16 protein-coding genes are annotated in these 15480 nt (G+C 59.4%); 1 reads left to right on the top strand and 15 read right to left on the bottom strand.

Features of this window, described 5'->3' with window-relative positions; all coding sequences use genetic code 11:
- Window positions 1-5 precede the first annotated feature (5 nt).
- From ACR0EL_RS06250 to ACR0EL_RS06290, 9 genes are all read right to left on the bottom strand, one after another.
- The gene (locus ACR0EL_RS06250) at window positions 6-1013 is read right to left on the bottom strand and encodes a cell division protein FtsQ/DivIB (protein WP_480498912.1); all 1008 of its coding nucleotides are present in this window, start codon (window positions 1011-1013) and stop codon (window positions 6-8) included.
- On the bottom strand, window positions 1001-1921 hold the full coding sequence (locus ACR0EL_RS06255; RefSeq protein ID WP_480499009.1) for a D-alanine--D-alanine ligase: 921 nt from the start codon (window positions 1919-1921) through the stop codon (window positions 1001-1003). The genes ACR0EL_RS06250 and ACR0EL_RS06255 overlap by 13 nt, the downstream gene beginning before the upstream one ends.
- A 102-nt stretch (window positions 1922-2023) precedes the next feature.
- Window positions 2024-2950 (bottom strand): UDP-N-acetylmuramate dehydrogenase, encoded by a 927-nt coding sequence (gene murB, locus ACR0EL_RS06260; RefSeq protein WP_480498913.1) that lies wholly within the window; start codon window positions 2948-2950, stop codon window positions 2024-2026.
- Between the two features lie 56 nt (window positions 2951-3006).
- A complete protein-coding gene (locus tag ACR0EL_RS06265) occupies window positions 3007-3249 on the bottom strand; it encodes a DUF2484 family protein (RefSeq protein WP_480498914.1) in 243 nt (80 codons plus the stop codon).
- Window positions 3246-3494 carry a DUF2484 family protein gene (locus tag ACR0EL_RS06270; RefSeq protein ID WP_480498915.1) on the bottom strand — a complete coding sequence of 83 codons (249 nt, stop codon included), beginning with the start codon at window positions 3492-3494 and terminating at the stop codon, window positions 3246-3248. The genes ACR0EL_RS06265 and ACR0EL_RS06270 overlap by 4 nt, the downstream gene beginning before the upstream one ends.
- A gap of 77 nt (window positions 3495-3571) precedes the next feature.
- Window positions 3572-4981 carry a UDP-N-acetylmuramate--L-alanine ligase gene (gene murC / locus ACR0EL_RS06275; protein ID WP_480498916.1) on the bottom strand — a complete coding sequence of 470 codons (1410 nt, stop codon included), beginning with the start codon at window positions 4979-4981 and terminating at the stop codon, window positions 3572-3574.
- Window positions 4978-6075, bottom strand: a complete 1098-nt coding sequence (locus ACR0EL_RS06280; RefSeq protein ID WP_480498917.1) for a UDP-N-acetylglucosamine--N-acetylmuramyl-(pentapeptide) pyrophosphoryl-undecaprenol N-acetylglucosamine transferase — start codon at window positions 6073-6075, stop codon at window positions 4978-4980. The genes murC and ACR0EL_RS06280 overlap by 4 nt, the downstream gene beginning before the upstream one ends.
- Window positions 6075-7238 carry a putative lipid II flippase FtsW gene (ftsW, locus tag ACR0EL_RS06285; RefSeq protein WP_480498918.1) on the bottom strand — a complete coding sequence of 388 codons (1164 nt, stop codon included), beginning with the start codon at window positions 7236-7238 and terminating at the stop codon, window positions 6075-6077. Before ftsW ends, ACR0EL_RS06280 begins: the two co-directional genes overlap by 1 nt.
- Window positions 7239-7375: 137 nt before the next feature.
- A complete protein-coding gene (locus ACR0EL_RS06290; RefSeq protein WP_480498919.1) occupies window positions 7376-7711 on the bottom strand; it encodes a cupin domain-containing protein in 336 nt (111 codons plus the stop codon).
- 150 nt (window positions 7712-7861) lie between these two features.
- Between ACR0EL_RS06290 and ACR0EL_RS06295 the strand changes: the two genes are divergently transcribed.
- Window positions 7862-9046, top strand: coding sequence for a BaiN/RdsA family NAD(P)/FAD-dependent oxidoreductase (locus ACR0EL_RS06295; protein WP_480498920.1), 1185 nt, complete (start codon window positions 7862-7864; stop codon window positions 9044-9046).
- Window positions 9047-9056: 10 nt separating this feature from the next.
- Here ACR0EL_RS06295 and ACR0EL_RS06300 read toward each other — a convergent pair whose 3' ends face one another.
- Genes ACR0EL_RS06300 through ACR0EL_RS06325 form a run of 6 tightly spaced genes read right to left on the bottom strand, consistent with a single transcriptional unit; the run spans window position 9057 to window position 15469 of the window.
- Window positions 9057-9503, bottom strand: coding sequence for a glycine zipper family protein (locus ACR0EL_RS06300; protein WP_480498921.1), 447 nt, complete (start codon window positions 9501-9503; stop codon window positions 9057-9059).
- A 35-nt stretch (window positions 9504-9538) separates the two neighbouring features.
- Complete coding sequence (murD, locus tag ACR0EL_RS06305; protein WP_480498922.1) at window positions 9539-10939, bottom strand: UDP-N-acetylmuramoyl-L-alanine--D-glutamate ligase; 1401 nt, start codon at window positions 10937-10939, stop codon at window positions 9539-9541.
- The gene (locus ACR0EL_RS06310) at window positions 10936-11481 is read right to left on the bottom strand and encodes an AAA family ATPase (protein WP_480498923.1); all 546 of its coding nucleotides are present in this window, start codon (window positions 11479-11481) and stop codon (window positions 10936-10938) included. Before ACR0EL_RS06310 ends, murD begins: the two co-directional genes overlap by 4 nt.
- Window positions 11478-12560 (bottom strand): phospho-N-acetylmuramoyl-pentapeptide-transferase, encoded by a 1083-nt coding sequence (gene mraY / locus ACR0EL_RS06315; protein ID WP_480498924.1) that lies wholly within the window; start codon window positions 12558-12560, stop codon window positions 11478-11480. Before mraY ends, ACR0EL_RS06310 begins: the two co-directional genes overlap by 4 nt.
- 36 nt (window positions 12561-12596) lie before the next feature.
- Entirely contained in the window at window positions 12597-13991 is a 1395-nt protein-coding gene (locus ACR0EL_RS06320) for a UDP-N-acetylmuramoyl-tripeptide--D-alanyl-D-alanine ligase (protein WP_480498925.1), read from the bottom strand.
- Window positions 13988-15469 carry a UDP-N-acetylmuramoyl-L-alanyl-D-glutamate--2,6-diaminopimelate ligase gene (locus ACR0EL_RS06325; protein WP_480498926.1) on the bottom strand — a complete coding sequence of 494 codons (1482 nt, stop codon included), beginning with the start codon at window positions 15467-15469 and terminating at the stop codon, window positions 13988-13990. The genes ACR0EL_RS06320 and ACR0EL_RS06325 overlap by 4 nt, the downstream gene beginning before the upstream one ends.
- Window positions 15470-15480: the final 11 nt, after the last annotated feature.

Genomic DNA, 15480 nt, shown 5'->3' on the forward strand with positions numbered 1-15480 from the left:
GGTCGTTACTGCCCGCTACTCACGTCTGTTTTTGTGTTCCACCAGTCTTCGCTGGCGGCTTTGGTCATTCTGACCGTGGGACGCTGCCCGAGGCGCATGTCGACGATAGCGACATCGCGTTCCAAAAGATCTTGCACTTCATTGACGGCCAATACCCGTTCCAGCGCGCGCACCGGACGCTCGGTCGGCAACATGATGCGCTGCCCGCGATCCAGAACCAGATCCCAGCGCCGTTCGCCCATGCGCACAAGCCCACGCACCCGCGTGCCCAGGCTGCGCGCGGTCTGAAAAATCTCCAACGCTTCTGCAACGTGCAAATCCGCGCCCTCGCCTGCGATCAGTGGCAGATCAACGTGATCTTTGCGCGAGGAGATCTGGTCGACATGAACTCCGGTTTCATCCAGCAGTTCAATGCCGCTCCGGGTGCGCCAGACAATGACGGGCTGGCGTTCGATCACATCGACCTGCAATACACCGCCGGGCCGGATGCGCACGGTAGCCGTTTTCACCGGGTCCAACCCGATGATCGTGTCGCGCATCTGCTCGACATCCAGATCCCAGGAACTGATCGGGAAATCCAGCGGCACGACCTCGCGGATATCCTCAGCAAGGCCTGATCCCGCACCATCGATGGCCATTAGGTTGACCATAAATTCCGGACGTTCCTGAATCGAGGTGCGGATTTCGACAATGTAGGTGCTGACCGCCTCGCGCCGTTCGGCAGAAGCAAAGTAAAGCCCAACACCCGCGACGACCGCACAAATCGGCAAGCCCAGCTTGACACCCAATCGAATGCCAGGCGTCAGCATCCAGCGCTGAAATCGGTAGCTCAGCCGCGAAGGCGCCGGGTCCGAGCCGCGCGAAGTACGCCCAAACAACCGCGCTCCGCGCAGGCGCAAGACGGGGTCCACCTCATGCGTTTCTGTATCTGCAGAGTCGAAACCCGCATCCGGCCCTGCAACGGGCTTGGTCCGGTGGATCACCGGCGCGCGGGTGGCGCTTAGCGGTCGCATGAGGCGTCCTCCACCATCCAGGCGCACAGCTGGCCGAATGTCATGCCGCAATACTCACCCTGTTCGGGGACAAGCGAGGTAGGAGTCATCCCCGGCTGAGTATTGGTTTCCAGCAGCGCCAGACCATCAGCGCCTTTGGTGTCATCCCAACGGAAATCGGTCCGACTGACGCCTTTGCAGCCCAGTACGTTATGGGCGCGCAGCGCGTAGTCCATGCACAGGTCAAAAATTTCTACGGGAATCTCGGCTGGTAGAACGTGCCACGAGCCGCCAGGCTTATACTTGGCGTCATAGTCGTACCAACCATCGGTCATGATCTCGGTCACGGTCAGGGCACGATCGCCCATCACGGTCACCGTCAGCTCTCGACCGGCCACATATTGCTCGACCATCACCTCATCCGGCATGTCGTCGGATAGCTGAGGCGGGCCGTTTGTATCCTCATGCACCAGATAAATACCGACGCTGGAGCCCTCGTTGTTCGGCTTGACCACATAAGGTGGCGCCATCACGTGATCGGCCATCACATCCCGCTTAGGTACGATGATGCTGCATGCAATGGGCAGGCCGCTAATGCGAAACGCCTCTTTGCTGCGCTGCTTGTCCATTGCCAGGGCCGAGGCCAAAACGCCGGAATGCGTGTATGGGATTTGCATCCACTCCAGCAGCCCCTGCACACAGCCATCTTCGCCCCAGCGTCCATGCAGGGCGTTGAAAACCACATCCGGCTTGATCTCAATCAGGCGCGCATAGAGGTCCGGACCTGCGTCCAGCTCGACCACGTCAATGCCTTCTCCCACAAGGGCGGCTGCGCATTCGCGCCCAGAGCTGAGAGACACCTCGCGTTCCGCCGAGGGGCCGCCCATCAATACCGCCACTTTGGGGTTTGTCCTGCTCGACATACCCAATGTGCGCCTCAATGTCCCCGGACCTTATGTAATGGTCCGTACTGTGTTTATGCCTTTGATCCGTCGCCTGAATTTGCCTGTTTTGGTCTGACGGTTGGGGCTTTATTCTGTCAGCGGATCACCGACCCGCATGATTTCCCACTCTAGCGTGATGCCGCTTGTTTCGTAAACCTTTTTTCGCACCTCTTCACCTAGACCTTCCAGATCAGCCGCAGTGGCGTCACCAGTGTTGATCAGGAAATTCGAATGCTTCGGGCTCATCTGCGCGCCGCCTTTGGTTGCGCCACGCATCCCGGCATCGTCGATCACCTTCCATGCCTTGAGGTCATGTACGTCATCCGCCTTTCCGGTCGAGGAAAACCCCGCCGGATTGCGAAAGGTCGATCCTGCGCTGCGGTCCTTGGTGGGTTGGGTTTCGTCACGTTTTTTCAGCTGCGCCTCCATTCGGGCGTGCAGCTCTGCCGGGTCGCCCTTGGGTCCTTCGAATGTGGCAGACACCAGAACAGCCCCTTCAGGCAGGTCGGATTGGCGATAGCGGAAATTCAAGTCGGCGGCGGTGAGGTCTATCAACTCACCCTGCCGCGTGACGATCGTGGCTTTGCGAAGGACGTCCGCCGTATAGCTGCCGTAGCACCCCGCATTCATCCGAACCGCCCCGCCTATCGATCCGGGGATCGTGCGAAGGAATGTCAGATCAACACCCCCATCTGCCGCCTTACGCGCCACATGAGCGTCCAGCGCAGCGGCACCAGCCGTGACGGTCGAGCCTTCGATCGAAATCCCGTTGAAGTCACGCCCCAACCGGATCACGACCGCACGCAAGCCACCGTCGCGCACGATCAGGTTAGACCCAACACCCATGGGAAATATCGGCACATCTTCGGGTAGCTCGCGCAGGAAGGCCTGCAAATCCTCAAGATCGGCAGGCTGGAACAGAAAGTCTGCAGGGCCACCAACGCGGAGCCATGTCAGGTCGTTAAGGTTACGATTTTTAGACAGTTTGCCACGCGGCGCAGGAAGTGTTCTCATGAACGCTAGATCGCGGATTCAAAGGGATATGGCAACCTGTATCCGAAACTCAGCTATCAAATGCGTCGACGGATCCAGCGACCCAGATAGATCACCGGCCAGCGCAGCATGGACATGCCCGCAGCCAAAACCAACAACCCGATCCATGGGCCGTTCTCATAGGTAACATAGCCCAAAATCGGAATGCCCACAGCGATCAATACATAGGCGCGCGTCCAGTGGTTGTCCTTGCTGGGGATCATGGCTAACAGGTTGGCGGCCAGGCCCCAGAGGGCGGCCAGAGCAAGCGACCAGCTCATTCCATTACCTCCCCGCGCACCCATTTGCGCCAGTAGTAGCGGATCGGGTTGCGGAACATTGAGGCGAAACCTCCGAAGGCGAGAGCCGACCAGAACCAGCCATGATCATAGCCCAGCCAGACAATCAGGATCGGCGCGCAGATCAGCAGGGTGACACCCGGAGGGAATTGCAGCCGCATAGGCAACAACGCCACAATGGTGGCGCAGATCACCCAGATCGCAGCAAAGATCATCGAATAGTCCATGCGCCCCTTCCGAGCACCCGCGGTAACTAAGGTTAACCTACCACACTTTCAGGTTGTGCTGCAAATGAGGAATGCCTTCAAACTGCTTGTTTTCTTTGCAGTCTCTCAGGCAGCCCATTCGCCCATGCGCTGATCGTACCGGCGCCAAGGCAGACGACCATATCCCCCGGACGCGCCTGTTCGCGCACGAGGCGTTCAAGATCGCCCTCGTCCAGCAACGCACGAGCATGCCGATGCCCATGGCGGATCAGCCCCTGCACCAGATCATCGCGCGAGGCCCCTTCGATCGGATCTTCACCGGCCGCGAAGATATCGGCAATCGCAACCACATCCGCGTCGTTGAAACAGGTGCAGAAATCATCGAACAGATTGGACAGACGGGAATAGCGGTGCGGCTGGTGTACGGCAATCACGCGTCCCTCAGTCGCCTGACGCGCAGCTTTCAGCACCGCAGCGATTTCCACCGGGTGATGGCCGTAATCGTCGATGATGGTGACGCCATCAATCTCTCCGACCTTGGTGAAACGCCGGTTCACGCCGCCGAAATTGGCCAGCGCCTCGCGGATTTCAGTGGTTTTCATGCCCAGATGGCGGGCAACAGCCACGGCAGACAACGCGTTTGAGACGTTGTGATCGCCTGGCATCGGCAGAGTACAGTCCTCGATCACGTTGTCTTCGTATTGTAGATGGATGTCGAAATGGGCGACGCCGCCTTTGTAGGTCAGGTTTTCGGCGCGCACATCGGCTTGCGCGTTGAACCCGTAAGTGCGCACGCGGCGGTCAGTGATACGCCCGACGAGAGCCTGCACTTCGGCATGATCCGTGCAGCAAACGGCTAGGCCGTAGAACGGCAGGTTCGAAACGAACTCATAAAACCCGTCGCGCAGCCTATCGAAATCGCCCCAATGCTCCATATGCTCGGGGTCGATATTGGTGACGATGGCGATGGTTGCGGGCAGACGGTTGAACGAGCCGTCGGATTCGTCGGCCTCGACCACCATCCATTCGCCCTGCCCCATCCGCGCGTTCGAGCCATAGGCGTGGATGATCCCGCCATTGATGACCGTAGGGTCAAAATCACCCGCGACCATCAGTTCGGCCATCATCGTGGTCGTGGTGGTTTTGCCATGCGTCCCGGCAATAGCGATGTTCGAACGCAGGCGCATCAGTTCGGCCAACATATCCGCGCGGCGAACGACAGGAAGACCTTGCGCGCGCGCCTCATCCAGTTCCGGGTTGCCCGGTTTGATCGCGGTCGAGGTGACAACCACGGCGGCGTTTTGCAGGTTTTCGGCCTTTTGACCCACGAATATCTCGGCCCCCAGAGACGCCAACCGATCCGTGATCTTCGAAGCCTTTAGATCCGACCCCTGCACCCGGTAGCCAAGGTTCAGCAACACCTCGGCGATGCCCGACATCCCGATCCCTCCAATCCCAACGAAATGGATCGGTCCTACGTCCTGCGGCAGTTTGGTTGCGGGGTTCATGTGGTCTCCTTCTGCGCCAGTTGCTCGACAAGCGCGACCAGACGCTCAGTAGCGTCGGGGGCACCTGTCGAGAGGGCGGCATGGGCCATTTTCTGTGCGGCTTCGGGGTTGGTCAAAACCGTGGTCATTTGCTCGGTCAGTGAGGGAACGTCAAGTGCCTTTTCAGGGATCATGATCGCCCCGCCCGCCTGCACCAGCCCTCGGGCGTTGGCGGTTTGATGATCGCCTGCGGCGGCGGCGAAAGGGATCAGGATCGACGGGCGACCGATGACCGAGATGTCGGCCACGCTCGACGCGCCCGAACGGCTGATGACAAGCTGCGCATCCGACATCCGTCGCGGAACGTCGTCAAAGAACGGTTGCACATCGGCGCGAATACCGTGATCGGCGTAGAAGGCCGTGACGCGCGCGCCATCCTCGTCCCGGGCCTGGTGCGAAACGCGGATGAACCCGCGCAGGAATTCAGGTAGAGCGGCAATCGCTTCGGGCACCACATCGCTGAGAATACGGGCGCCCTGAGAGCCGCCCATCACCAGAACCGACATCGGATATTCGCCGGGTGGGATATAGGGCGCACCCGCCCGTTCCAACACTGCGGCCCGGACGGGGTTGCCGGTATGGATGCCCTGCGCGCCTTCGGGCAGGTCCGTCGGCCAGACACCGCAGGCCACTTGTGAAACGCGCGTGGCAAACAGCTGGTTCACCCGGCCCAGCACCCCGTTTTGCTCATGGATCATGCGCGGGAGTTTCAGCATCACCGCCGCACCCAGCGCCGGGATCGAGGGATATCCGCCGAAGCCCACGACCACGTCCGGTTTGTCCCGCATCATCTGAAACGCCATGCTGGCGACGCCACCAACAATCTTAGGGCCGACCAGTGCCTTAGCCGCTAAACCGCCTCGCGCGAAAGTGGCCGAGGAGGCTTCGACAATCTCGGTCGTGTGCGGGAAGCCACCGGTATAGCGGGCCCCACGGGCATCGGTAGACAGGCGCACCCGCCAACCTTTGTGCAACATCGCCTCAGCCAGGGCTTGCGCCGGGAACATATGGCCCCCGGTGCCGCCCGCCGCAATCAGAAGGTAGGGTTTGCCCATCAGCTTCGTCCGCGCAGAATATCGCCCAGTTCGCCTTGCGGGCGGGTTCGGGTGAAGGCCAGCAACATGCCGATGGCGATGCCGCCAGCGATCAGGGACGAGCCGCCGTAGCTGACAAAAGGCAGCGTCATACCCTTGGCAGGCAGCAGTCGCACCGCAACACCCATATTGATTATCGCCTGGACACCAAACATGCAGGCCAGGCCAGTTCCCGCCAAGCGGATGAACATATCCCGTTCACGCATCAACCTCAGCAGCGAGCGCACCACGATGATCGAATAAAGCGCGATGATGATCAGCACCAGGATCAGCCCATATTCCTCGGCCGCCACGGCGATGATGAAATCTGTATGCGCATCCGGCAGAGACCATTTGACCTGCCCCTCCCCCACGCCGACGCCAAACAAACCGCCCTCGCGGATAGCATTGGTGGCATAGCCAAGCTGAGTGGTCGGATCGACCTCTTGATTCAAAAATCCGTCAATACGACGCGCGAAATGGTCCGAGTTGGAATAGGCGAACATCCCCGCCAGAATGACCACACCCGCCATGCCAACCAACAGCAGCATGGGGGCGCCTGCCACAAAATACATCACGCCCCAACCAAAAAGGATAAGGCAAGCTTGCCCGAAATCAGGCTGCATCACCAGCATGCCGACAATCGCCATACACAGCGCAAAGGACCACAACCGCCCCGGAGGGCCATTGATCTCTTGAGAGGCGGCCAGCAACCAGGCTGCGACGACCACAAATCCGGGCTTGAGAAACTCGGACGGTTGCAACGAGGCAAAGCCGAGCGAGTACCAACGTACTGCCCCTTTGCCGAAATCCGTGCCAAAAATCGGCAGAAAGGCGAGCGCAACAAACGCCCCCAGAAAGCCCAGCACCGCCAGACGGCGCACCAAAGTCGGCGACATCATCGAGGTCAGCAACATCGCAATCAGCGCCAGCCCACCGAACAGCACCTGACGTTCAACATAGTGAAACGGATCGAAGCCGTTGCGCCCAGCCAGTGGCGGCGAGGACGCCAACCCCAACAATAGCCCGATGACAAACAGGATCAGAACGCAGGACATCGTCCAGCGATCAATCGTGCGCCACCACTTTGGTAGAATCGGTTCGCCGCGCTGGTCTTGGACCGCGCCATACACCATCTCAGTCATGAGATACCGCCACTTACTGCCTCGTTAACGCCCCGTTTTCGGGGTCTGGGTCGAAGTGTACAGGGATTTTGGGGATTGGGCTAGGGAAATGAGGGGCATAAGCGGAATTCGATCAGCCCCAGAGATATGAAAGTGCGCTACGCTTTGATCGGATACCGGTCCGGTTCCTCAAAGACATCAATCACGCGCGTACCTGCCTTGATCCGGCCTCCGTGTTCGACCCCGGCTGGGATCGAGTAGCTTTCACCAGGACGGTAGGTTTTTGTCTGATCTCCGATTGTCAGTTCAATCTCACCTTCAATAACTGTACCCCACTGCGCGCCATGAGAATGAAGCGGAAGCTCCATTTCCTTAAGAAAGGTAAAAAACGCCACCAGCCCCGCATCCGAGCGAATTACCGCCGTCTGCACCACATCTTCGGGGAAAGGAACGTCGAGTTTTGGAAAGGCCACCATAAAATCCGGGAATTGCATGAACTGTTCCTTCTAAGCAGGTAAGTTATTACCGCAGGATGACAGTGCGTCCGGCAACTGGCAATGCGGATTTCCGGCGCGGGATTGCACCTTGAACGAGACGATGGCGCGCTCTTGCGTTCTGGCTCAATCCAAGCCATCCCCCCACCCATGACCTACGACACGATCATCCTTGGGGCCGGAGCGGCCGGCATGATGTGCGCCGCCCATTGCGGCGGACGCGTATTGGTGATCGATCACGCGAAAGCGCCGGGTGAGAAAATCCGCATTTCTGGCGGCGGGCGCTGCAATTTCACCAACATGTATGCGGGACCGGGAAAATTCCTGTCGCAGAACCCACATTTCTGTAAATCCGCTCTGGCGCGGTATACGCAATGGGATTTCGTCGATCTGGTCGTGCGCCACAAAATCGCATGGCATGAGAAAACACTGGGGCAACTGTTCTGCGACGGATCCTCGAGGCAGATCATCCAGATGCTGCTGGATGAGATGACGCGTACCGGAGCAGAGCTGTGGGTGCGGACCGAGCTGAAGGACCTGCGCAAGACTGAAAGGGGCTTCACACTGGAGGTCGAACGCGAAGGACAGCGCCAAAGCCTGACTTGCTCCAATCTGGTTCTGGCCACAGGCGGCAAGTCAATCCCCAAAATGGGCGCGACAGGGCTGGCCTATGATATCGCCCTGCAATTCGGGTTGCGAATGACTGAAACCCGCGCCGCGCTGGTCCCGTTCACGTTCTCAGATGGGAAGTTCAAAGACCTCTCAGGCGTGTCGCTGCCAACACGATTGTCAAACGAGCGTACCAGTTTTGACGAAGCGCTTCTGTTCACTCATCGCGGCCTTAGCGGGCCGTCGGTTCTGCAACTCTCATCCTACTGGCGCGAGGGTGAGGCGATCTGCGTGAACCTGATCCCCGATCTGCCTTTGTTCGACCTGCTGCGGGATCAACGCCAAAGCGCTGGGCGCAAGGATTTGACCACAGAACTGGCGCGCCACTTGCCCGCGCGACTGGTCGATTACCTCAGCCAACAGATGCCAATGCATGGCAATCTGGCCGACCAGTCTGATGCGGCGCTCAGCGATCTGAGCTCCGCCCTGTCCAACTGGCAACTGACCCCATCGGGCACCGAAGGCTACCGCACGGCCGAGGTCACGCTGGGCGGGATCGATACAGATGAGCTGTCCTCAAAAACGATGGAGGCCAGGGATGTCCCCGGCCTCTATGCAGTTGGTGAAGCGGTGGATGTCACCGGATGGTTGGGTGGATACAACTTCCAATGGGCGTGGTCCTCGGGCCACGCCGCCGGAACCGCCATCGCAAGCCGCTCGTTTTGACGATCAAACCCTAGCCGACGACGTTATAGCCACGCCCGCGCATGCAATTGCGCACGATAACCTCTTGATTTTGGGTGTTCTGCAGCGCGCTTGCGCCTGCGCCGATCAGAGCACCCGCAACAGCGGTACGGCCCAGATCGCTGGCACTGTCATCGATGATCGCTTTTGTACCAGCGGCACCTGCAGCACCAATCGCCGCCGCACCCGCTGTTCTGCCATCAACCGTTGGCTGTGTTCGGGCCAGAGCCTGACACTGCGCCAAGTCTGCGTTGTAATTGGGACCGATATTGCCATCGATGATCGGCGTGTAGTTCGCACCCGAACTGGCACAAGCTCCGACCAACAGTACAGCTGGCAACACCATAAATTTCTTTCGGTTGGACATATCCGTAACCTCGTTATCTACGTCCTGCCAAGGCAAGACCAAATCCGCTAGGGCGTCAAGACGATAGCCCATTTGCCCTTGTGAACAAGCGGCAAACTGTAATCGCTCTATTCAGCCAGTCTTTGCAGAACATTGTCAGCAAAATCTTCGCCACGTCGTTCAAAACTATCATACTGGTCAAAACTTGCAGCAGCAGGCGCAAGCAAAACGGTATCACCTGCTTCGGCATCTGCCATCGCCTGTTCAACCGCCGCAGCCATGGTTGTGCAAACCTGTGTTTCGACGTTCAATTGCATTGCAAAATTCGCAGCCTCACGCCCAATGACGTAAGCCTTCAGCACATCCGAGGTCGCATCGTTCAGAGCAGCCAGACCACCCTCTTTCTCCAACCCGCCACAGATCCAGCGTATCCGCTTGAACGCCCCCAGCGCCTTGACCGCACTGTCGACATTTGTGGCCTTAGAGTCGTTCACATAAGTCACGCCCTGCGCTTCGGCGATAATCTGGCTGCGATGCGGCAGGCCCGGATAGCTGTGCAACGCTTCTTCGATCACCCGAGGGGCCAAGCCCAGCGAACGGCAAGCGGCATAGGCGGCACAGGCGTTTTGGTGGTTATGGGTCCCCGGCAAGCCCTTGATGGCGCGCAGATCAATTGAACCCGCCTGCCGCCCCTTGCGGTATTCTGAAAGGAACCCTTTACGGGCAAAGACCTGCCAGCCCGGACCGGTCAGCTTACGATCGACCGAGACACGGATAACTCGGTCATCCGCCGGCCCCTCAGCCATCTGACCAGCCAGAAACGCGCCCTCGGCCTCATCCACTCCAATGACAGCACGATCGGGCCCACCTTCGGCAAACAGGCGTCTTTTTGCAGCGAAGTAACCACCCATGCCGCCATGACGGTCCAGATGATCTGGCGAAAGATTGGTGAACACCGCCACATCCGGTGTCAGCGACCGGGCCAGTTCAGTTTGATAGCTGCTGAGTTCCAGCACCACGACCGAACCATCGGTGCCGGGATCAATATCCAGCACGCCCCGCCCGATATTCCCGGCCAGTTCGGCTGATCGTCCGGACTCGGTCAGGATATGATGGATCAACGCCGCGGTGGTTGACTTCCCATTCGACCCGGTGACAGCAATCACACGCGGTGGAGTATCAAAGTTGTTCCATTCCGGCCCTGCGAAGGAGCGGAAGAACAGGCCGATATCATTGTCCACCGGAACGCCCGCCTCCAAGGCCGCCGCAACGATGGGGTTCGGCGTGGGATAGAGATGCGGTATCCCCGGCGAGACGATCAGAGACGCAATACCCTCGAACGCCCCGTTCCGGCGCAGATCGGTACAGTCGAACCCTTCGGCCTGCACCTTCTCCCGCGCGTCCGGATTGTCATCCCAACACACCGGCCGTGCCCCGCCTGCACGCAACGCTCGTGCGGTGGTCAGCCCAGATCGCCCCAGCCCCAGAACCGCAACTTTCTGTCCTGAAAACCCTTTGACCGGGATCATGTCGTTTGCCCTTTGTTTAGCTGCGCCTCAAACCAATCTGCCCGGTCTGCAACTGGCTTTTTTGGAAAAAGCACAGTTTGAAACCCGAGCGTTGGTAAGCGGTCGCACAAAGCCTCATACTCTTCAAGTGCGTCGGACAAGTCATGCCTTCGCTGTTCGTCTTTTACATAGATTTCGGGCCACGGTGGGAACAGATAAACGCAGTGATCGTATCCCAGGCTTAGTATCTTATCCCGGAGTGAACTCTCCAGATTGGCACCGGTTCGATCAAACCAAATCAAGGCGTCCAGCGCGGAACGGTCAAATAAGACCATACCATCTGGAGCCTTGGTCACATCATCTAAAGATGTTTGGATCACTTTACGGCAAAACGACTCGGGATTGATCCAGGGCAAACCATCTCCGCTGTGCTCTTGCTCGGCTGCGATCACCCGACGACCCGGTTCCGCGACCGTGGCATAGCCGCGTCGCGCCATTTCCTCTAGTAGGGTGGACTTGCCACCACCCGAACATCCGGACAGTACAACCCGACGGTTCTTCAACGTACCTTCAGCGTCGCCAACCCGATCATCGCCAGGATCAGCGAGATGATCCAGAATCGGATCACAATGGTCGGCTCGGCCCAGCCCTTTTTCTCATAGTGGTGATGGATCGGGGCCATCAGGAAAACGCGCTTGCCGGTGCGCTTGAAGTAGAGGACCTGAATGATCACGCTCAGCGCCTCGACCACGAACAAACCACCAACGACGGCCAGCACCAGCTCGTGCTTGGTCGCCACAGCAATAGCCCCCAGCGCGCCGCCCAGTGCCAGTGATCCGGTATCGCCCATGAACACCGCAGCGGGCGGGGCGTTGTACCACAGGAACCCAAGCCCCGCGCCGAAGAGGGCCGAGGTGAAGATGAAGATTTCACCTGTCCCGGGCACATAATGCACGTCCAAGTACTCGGTAAAGTCGACCCGCCCGACGGCATAGGCGATGATTCCAAGCGTCGAGGCCGCGATCATTGCGGGCATGATCGCCAAGCCGTCCAAACCATCGGTCAGGTTCACCGCATTTGCCGCCCCCACGATTACGACAATAGCGAACGGGATGTAGAAGATGCCCAGATTAACGAGCGTATCTTTGAAAACAGGCACAGCAAGTTGGTTTTGCAGCGCTTCAGGATGATGCAGAACTGCCCATAGCGACGCCAGTACAGCGATGATGACACCCAAAGCCATGCGCATCTTGCCGGAAACACCCTTCGTGTTTTGCTTTGATACCTTTGCGTAGTCATCCGCAAAACCAATGGCCGCATAGGCCAAAGTCACGAACAGAACCATCCAGACATAAGGGTTGTCCCACCGCGCCCAAACGAGGGTCGAAGTGACCAGAGCGCCAACGATCAGCAACCCACCCATGGTTGGGGTACCAGCCTTGGAAAAGTGCCCCTCTGGGCCGTCGTCGCGGATCGGCTGGCCTTTGCCTTGCTTCTTGCGCAGCACATTAATAAGCGGTTTTCCGAAGATGAAGCCAAATATCAGCGCCGTTAGAAAGGCCCCGCCCGCGCGGAAGGTGATGTAGCGGAAGAGGTTCCAGAAATCCCCTCCGTCCGACAAGGCGGTCAACCAATACAGCATTACAAAACCTTTCTTACACGAGGCCTATGGGTAAGTTCACCCGTCAAGCGCGCCCCCTTGCCCCATTTTGCGCAGACCGTCAACAATCCGCGCCAGAGCCATGCTCAGTGAGCCCTTGGCCAGCACGGTATCGCCGGTTTTGATCAGATCAGGCATGTGCTCAGCCATCTCGACGCTGGTTTTAAACCACAGCCCGCGCTTGTCATCTGGCAGAACCTGATGCAGCGCCTGCATTAGCGGGCCGATACAATGCACCTGATCCACACGGGCCATCGCATTGACCTGCGCCATCGCCGCGTGCATGGCCTGTTCCTGCGGCCCCAGCTCTTTCATGTCCCCCAGAAAGGCGATCCGGCGCGCACCTTGGGATGCCGCCAGCACGTCCAAAGCAGCCTCCATCGAAGTCGGGTTGGCATTGTAGCTGTCGTCCAGCAGTTCGATTTGCCCGCCATTTGCCAATGGCAAAGTCTCGCGCACCCCGCGACCTTTGACCGGAGACCAGTGCTGTAACCCTTCGATGGCCTGTTCCAGATCGACGCCCAGTTCGACACAGGCCGCCAAAGCGCCCAACGCATTCATTGCAAAATGCGTACCGGCGGATTGGACGTCGAAGGTGAACTGCGTATCACCAACCGAGGCTTGGGCCTGAACCGAATCCGGCCCGGCAGTCACAGCCGTCAGTTTGTAGTCTGCGGCCTGTCGGCCAAATTCGACTATACCTGCGCCGTGGTCTTGCGCCGTCTGGCGCAGAATTTCGGCATGCTCGATATCGGCATTCAAGATGGCTGCGCCGCCGGGTTCCAGCCCCTCAAAAATAGCCGCCTTTTCATGGGCAATCCCTGCAACCGACACAAACGCCTCAAGATGCACCGCGGCCACCGTTGTCACCAAAGCCACATGCGGGCGGGCCTGACACGCGAGCGGAGCAATCTCGCCGGGGTGGTTCATCCCGATCTCGATCACTGCAAATTCAGTGTCTTGCGGCATCCGCGCCAAAGTCAGGGGCACGCCCCAATGGTTGTTGTAACTGGCCACGCTGGCATGAGTCCTGCCCTGCCTTTCCAGAATGGTCGCCAGCATTTCCTTGGTCGAGGTTTTGCCGACACTGCCTGTCACACCGACGATACGTGCCTCTGTGCGCGCACGCGCGGCTTGGCCCAGTGCTTCCAAACCGGCCTGAACATCCTCGACGATCAACAGCGGTGCGTCTTCGGGCACGCCCTCGGGGACATGCGAGACCAAGGCAGCCCCCGCGCCTTTCTCAAGCGCCTGAGCCACAAAGTCGTGCCCGTCTCGCGCAGCTTTCAAAGCAACAAACAGGTCGCCAGGCTGCAAGGTGCGCGTGTCAATCGACACACCATTCGCCATCCAATCAGTAGTCGCGCGACCACCGGTCCCTTCGGCAGCCTCGGCCGCTGTCCAGAGTGTCATGCGACCCTCCCATCCAGAGCGGCCACAGAGATGCTGGCTTGTTCAACATCATCAAAGGGCAAAACCTGATCACCAACGATCTGGCCGGTTTCATGGCCTTTGCCTGCAATCAACAACGCGTCACCGGGTTGCAAAGCGTCAATGCCGCGCAAGATCGCTTCGGCCCGATCACCCACTTCGGTCGCGCCTGGCGCACCCTCCATCACGGCCGCGCGGATGGTGGCGGGGTCCTCGCTGCGCGGGTTGTCATCGGTGACAAAAACGATATCGGCGTGATTGGTTGCGGCCGCGCCCATCAGCGGGCGTTTGGCGGCATCGCGATCTCCGCCCGCGCCGACGATAGCAATCAGACGTCCCATCACATGCGGGCGCAGCGCTTTCAAAGCTGTCGCAACAGCGTCGGGCGTGTGAGCATAGTCTACAAAAACCGCCGCGCCATTGTCGCGGGTGGCGGCCAGTTGCATGCGGCCTCGGACCGTTGTCAGATGCGGCAGGGTTGCGAATACGCGTTCGGGCTCATCCCCGGCGGCTATCACCAATCCACACGCGAGCAGGATGTTTTCGGCCTGAAACCCTCCGATCAGTTTCAGACGGGTCTGGAAGGTCTTGCCCTGCCATGAGAACCGCAAATCCTGACCGGTCGAGTCAAACCTTTGGTTCATCAAGCACAGGTCGGCCTCGCCCAGCCCAACGGTCAGCACCGACTGCCCCCGCGCTTCGGCGATCTTGCGGACTTGCGCGCCCTTGGGGTCGCTGAGGTTGACGACCGCTGTTCCGTCCTGCGGCAGAACCCGGTCGAACAAACCCGCTTTGGCAGCAAAATAGGCCTCGAAGGTTTCGTGATAGTCCAGATGATCCTGCGTGAAGTTCGAGAACCCGGCAGCGGTCAGATGCACGCCATCCAACCGGCGTTGCTCCAAACCGTGAGAGGAAGCCTCCATCGCCGCATGGGTCACGCCATTCTCCGCCGCCTCGGACAGGCAGCGATGCAGGGTGATCGGTTCGGGCGTTGTGTGAGCCAGCGATGCGGTCCATGCGCCCTCAACCCCAGTGGTGCCAAGGTTGACGGCGGCGTGGCCAAGCTCGGACCAGATCTGGCGGACGAACGTGGCGACCGAGGTTTTGCCATTGGTCCCGGTGACCGCCACAATCGTCTGAGGTTGCGCGCCGAACCAAAGTGCAGCGGACCCGGCCAATGCTTGGCGCGGGTCTTCAACCACAACCAAGGCAGCATCAGATGTGGCCAACTCGGCCTCGGCGATCTGCGCGCCTTGGGCATCGGTCAGAATGGCAGCCGCCCCCATGCGCAAGGCGTATTGAATGAATTCACCGCCGTGCACGCGGGTGCCGGGAAGGGCCGCAAACAGGAAACCCTCTTTGACCTCGCGGCTGTCAACGGCCAGCCCGGTGATATCCGGGTTTGCACCACCGCGCGCGGTCAGGGCCAGTTGGCTGAGTTTCTTTGTTTTTACGCCCATGACCCACCTGT

The organism is Ruegeria sp. AH12 (genome assembly GCF_056541465.1).